Raw genomic sequence first — 4781 nt, 5'->3', positions numbered from 1 at the left:
TTTTTAGGAGTCAGGAGGTAGGGACGTTGCATAAGGGCGTCCGTACGGAGTCGCATGGGAATGGCTTTAATATAGTTTTTTAGGTCATAAATCATATTTTTTGTCCAAGAGACATCTCCTATAAAGTCTTTTTATCGCTCTTACTATTCGTAACATTCTTTTTTCACGCTTGGTATAATACAAACCCGGTTTCTAGGCTGGGAAAAATCATAGCCAAAATCACCAACGCCCATGATTTTTCAATAATATAGCACTAGGTTAATTGGTTAGGACATTTCTAAATCCTGTTTTGCTTCGCAACATGTTTGCGTAGCATTCCGTAGGAAAACGCGGAGCGTTCCGCAGGAAAAACCCTTTGACAGTTTACTATTCCCTATTCCCTATTCCCTATTCCCTATTCAAGTAGCGCTATATCTATTTCCTTGGCCAATTATCCAGAAATGATGAACAATTTCAGCAACTTTCTCAAGAAAATTATCTATAATCCTTTAGGTAGAAATAGGTTAACCTATTTACGCCTAGCCCTATAAAAGAAAAAGATGACCATGAAACCATATTTATTTGGACTTTTAATCCTATCCACAGTACCCATAATAGCTAGTTGCACGAACCCTCAATCTCCGGAAACGACACAGACACAGGCTGCGCCATGCGAAAATCCTGTCACAGAAAGCGATGTTTTAGCTGCACAGCAAAGCTGGGGCCAAGCCATTGTCGCCATTGGCAAGGCAGAAAACCCAGAAGCAGAAGCACAAAGCACTCTTGACAGGCTTTATGCTTATGATCTTGGTACGGTTTTGTTCAAACCTACACTGGCCAGCGATGATCCGTTCAGAGGGACAGAGAAAGAGGCTTTGTCTTATTTTGTCGGTGGCAGCATCAGCGAAGATAAAGGTTTTGCTCTTGCGCCCTATAACAAAGTGCGCTTTGAGAATGAAGGAATTATTACCCAGTGCAATACAGCCACCTCGATGGGTGAGTATTTTTTCACCAAAACAGACGGTAGCGAGATCAAGGTAGAATACTCTTTTGGTTATGTTCGCGATGAAAACGGCGATCTGAAAATCAATCTGCACCATTCATCTCTGCCGTATCAAGCGAAATAAGGGCTATCGGTGATAACTGTCGATGGATGGTTATCCCGCCCAGATTTACAGATAATGTAAGTAATATTTTATCATATCATAAAATTGCAAATACGTCAAATCAGTATATGGATAACTTAGAAAAATTAGTTCGTCATCCTTAAATCCATAAGAGGCGATCGCTTGTCTAAACAACGAAATAATAAGCGTTTCAGGCTATAAAATCTTTTGTAAACAGAAAAAGCCTTAGATTATACTATATTCATATTATCATGGAAAACGCGGAAAGTATTGAAATTCCGTTGAATATTTCAGGGAATTTTTGCCATTTTTTGTCAGAGATTGATGACAAAATTGAAAAATTTAAAACTAGAAGTTCAGATTGATAATTAAAACTTTTCACAGTGGCGATCGCTGAAATAATGAAAGTTGACCCAAAAAAATTCTGAAGTTCCATACATCTTGTAGGGGCGTTTTCCTACGGAACATTTCAAGAATTAAGAATGCGCGAATTACCTCTCCTTGAAAAGAAGAGGATTGACAAACAAGAAAATTTTTATTTATTATCCCCTATCCAAGGGGAGGCTTTAAACCACAATATTTCGGTAAAACGTTTCGGCGCTTGAGCCGACATGAATGCGGAGCATTCCAATAGGAAAGTTGTGGGTAGCAAATGGCCATTCGCCCCTACAACTTCTGACTAATAGCTAGACTGAATCTAACTTTTTAGATGGCAGATGGTATTATTTACAGACTGAGACGTTTTTTGTCTGTTTACGATAAAATCGCTCAATAATAATATCTGCCCGTTCATCTGAATGCATATTGCTTGGCTTGGAAAAAAATATCCTTTTTGTGGCAACGTCACTTACTCCAGAGAAATAACCAATGCTCTATTGGATAGAGGTTATCAGGTTAGCTTCCTTCACTTTGCAACTGAAGATACTGAACCTGACAAATGGCCAAAGTTTCAGGAAGTGTCTCTACCTTGTATATATAAATCTCAGGGTTACACCATACCTAGTCTTAAATCTAGTAAAGTCTTAAGTCAGGCTCTACAGAAACTTAAGCCTGATATTGTCCACGCATCTCTTACCCTATCTCCTCTAGATTTTTTATTACCTGAAATTTGTGAGGAGTTAAATATTCCTTTAGTAGCAACTTTTCATGCCCAGTTTGATAGTAAACCACGGAATATTAAATCTGGAACCCAATTTTTAGCCTATCAACTCTATGCTCCTTTTCNTATCTCCTCTAGATTTTTTATTACCTGAAATTTGTGAGGAGTTAAATATTCCTTTAGTAGCAACTTTTCATGCCCAGTTTGATAGTAAACCACGGAATATTAAATCTGGAACCCAATTTTTAGCCTATCAACTCTATGCTCCTTTTCTAGCAAATTATGACCGAGTAATTATTTTTTCAGAAATACAGAAAGATTTATTTATTAAATTGGGGGTCCCTGAAAAAAAAGTGGCAGTTATTCCTAATGGAGTAGATGCAGATAAGTATTCTCCTGGTGTCTCTAGTTTGAAGACTGAGTTAAATGCTAGCCGTGTGTTTCTATATTTGGGTCGTATTTCCACAGAGAAAAATGTAGAATCTCTGCTCAAAGCTTGGAAACATTCGGATATGGGTAATGATAGTTGTTTAGCGATCGTTGGGGATGGGCCATTAGCTGCTTCTCTGGAAATGTTTTATGGCGATGTTCAGGGAGTTAGTTGGTTTGGGTATGTGAGTGATGAGCAACGACGGATAGAAATTTTGCGTGGTGCTGATGTATTTATTTTACCTTCTTTGGTGGAGGGTTTGTCTTTGGCTTTATTGGAGGCAATGTCTTGTGGTTTAGCTTGTGTAGCTACAGATGCGGGTGCTGATGGTGAGGTGTTGGAGAAAGGAGCTGGTATAATTTTAAATACTCATAATGTTACTACCCAATTACAAACTTTATTGCCTGTGTTTAGGGATCATCCTGAGTTAAGTATTCTTTTGGGGCAAAAAGCTCGGCAAAGGGTTTTGGAACGTTATACTCTGAGTCGAAATATTACTCAATTGGAAATGCTTTATGATGAGGTTTTACGAGAAAGGAATCTAAAGTTAAGTAGTTTGATTTAATGCCAATTGGGTAAAATTATGGGTAGTGGTCAATTGTCATTATTTCAGTTTATAAAATAGTGAATAAAGATACTGGCAAAACCAGTATCTTTATTCATTTTTGAATTTTTTTTCATCTGTGCTTGATTGGCACAGAATGTTTTTCAACAATTAATAATTAATTATTAACTATTAATTATTACCTCTCCTTGAAAAGAAGAGGATTGACTAATCATGAAAATTTTTATTTATTATCCCCTTAAAAGGGGAGGGTTTAAACCACAATTTTTCGGTAAAAGTTTTTATCCAAACTAATTACGAATTGTTTTACGAAGTTGGCTGACTCCAATTAATCCCAATACAACTAATAACCCTGCAGTAGGTGAAGTTTCAGGTACAGCATTAGGTGAAGTTTCAAGTACAGCATTAAAGTAGGAGCAAACTCAGTTTCTCCTGTATTGTCTCCAAAAAGTGGAGCTGTTTGTAAACAATTTTCAGGACAAATTNAAAATTTTTATTTATTATCCCCTTAAAAGGGGAGGGTTTAAACCACAATTTTTCGGTAAAAGTTTTTATCCAAACTAATTACGAATTGTTTTACGAAGTTGGCTGACTCCAATTAATCCCAATACAACTAATAACCCTGCAGTAGGTGAAGTTTCAGGTACAGCATTAGGTGAAGTTTCAAGTACAGCATTAAAAGTAGGAGCAAACTCAGTTTCTCCTGTATTGTCTCCAAAAAGTGGAGCTGTTTGTAAACAATTTTCAGGACAAATTCCATCACCACCAATAGAAGTGGGTAGTGGGTTTCCAGCTATTGTGAGTAAACCTAAATTTTGACTATCTGGATCTCCAAATACCTCTGAGTTGAATTCTAGATTAAAATTAGTTGTATTACTAAAGAAATCAGTTCCAAAAAGTGCTGCTGTAATCTCTCCTCCTGTCACATTAAATTGATTCTGGAAGTTTGGAACTGTAGAAAAATCAAATCCAACTAAATCATCAAATACTGGATTTGTTGTAGATTTCAGGATAACTGATGTTGCTGCAACTCCATCTCCATTACTTTCTGATAATTCTAATGTTCCTGAAACTGTTCCATCTATTCCACCAACATTATTACTAAAGCTCCAGTTAAAAATTATGGCTTGTGCTGGAGCTAGATTAATCAAAAACAAACCAGCACCTAATACTGTTGAAGCTATTAGATCCTTTAACTTTATCATTGCTGTTTTCTCCTAATTGATCAACAACCGTATCATAACGTAAGGATAGATAGTTATATCTGAAGATTCGATGAAGATAGCTAGAGATTATCAGGACTTACGCACATACCCTACCTGTAGGGGCAATTCATCAATTGCTACTACAAAAAATACTATTTACAGATGGCTTGCATAAGTCCCGATTAGATTAAACAGGATTTACGCAACGGCACTAATGATAGTGTCTATCTCTTGAATAATGACCAATTTATACTCTATATATAGAGGTACTGCGTAAGTCCTGTTAAATATATAAAGATTTGGTAAAGGTCTAAGAAAAGTAGATAGTGGTGTATAATAAAAGCTTATAATAATTTATCTGATTTCAGTATTAGAC

3 protein-coding genes and 1 pseudogene are annotated in these 4781 nt (G+C 36.5%); 3 read left to right on the top strand and 1 reads right to left on the bottom strand.

The genetic code is table 11. The features are described from left to right. The first annotated feature begins 539 nt into the window (after positions 1 to 539). The 3 genes and pseudogenes from AFK68_RS10165 to AFK68_RS10155 form a co-directional block, all read left to right on the top strand. Positions 540 to 1106, top strand: a complete 567-nt coding sequence (locus tag AFK68_RS10165; protein WP_246844098.1) for a hypothetical protein — start codon at positions 540 to 542, stop codon at positions 1104 to 1106. 797 nt (positions 1107 to 1903) lie between these two features. Continuing rightward, positions 1904 to 2330, top strand: a pseudogene (locus tag AFK68_RS10160) (glycosyltransferase); the annotation flags it as partial. Position 2331: 1 nt separating this feature from the next. Further along, a partial coding sequence (locus AFK68_RS10155; protein WP_143437753.1) for a glycosyltransferase family 4 protein occupies positions 2332 to 3200 on the top strand: 869 nt, incomplete at its 5' end. A 560-nt stretch (positions 3201 to 3760) separates the two neighbouring features. On the opposite strand, the gene AFK68_RS10150 is transcribed toward AFK68_RS10155, so the two are convergent. Then, positions 3761 to 4405, bottom strand: a complete 645-nt coding sequence (locus AFK68_RS10150; RefSeq protein ID WP_094672603.1) for a hypothetical protein — start codon at positions 4403 to 4405, stop codon at positions 3761 to 3763. Positions 4406 to 4781: the final 376 nt, after the last annotated feature.

The sequence above is a fragment of the Hydrocoleum sp. CS-953 genome, from assembly GCF_002260545.1.
GTDB lineage: Bacteria > Cyanobacteriota > Cyanobacteriia > Cyanobacteriales > Microcoleaceae > Trichodesmium.
Note: the sequence above shows the minus strand (reverse complement) of the source record. Positions and strands in the feature narration are given on the sequence as shown.

What these genes read in the sequence shown, in the direction of transcription:
- AFK68_RS10165 (WP_246844098.1), top strand. Translation starts at nt 540, where the DNA reads ATGACCATGAAACCATATTTATTTGGACTTTTAATCCTATCCACAGTA.
- AFK68_RS10150 (WP_094672603.1), bottom strand. Translation starts at nt 4,405, where the DNA reads ATGATAAAGTTAAAGGATCTAATAGCTTCAACAGTATTAGGTGCTGGT.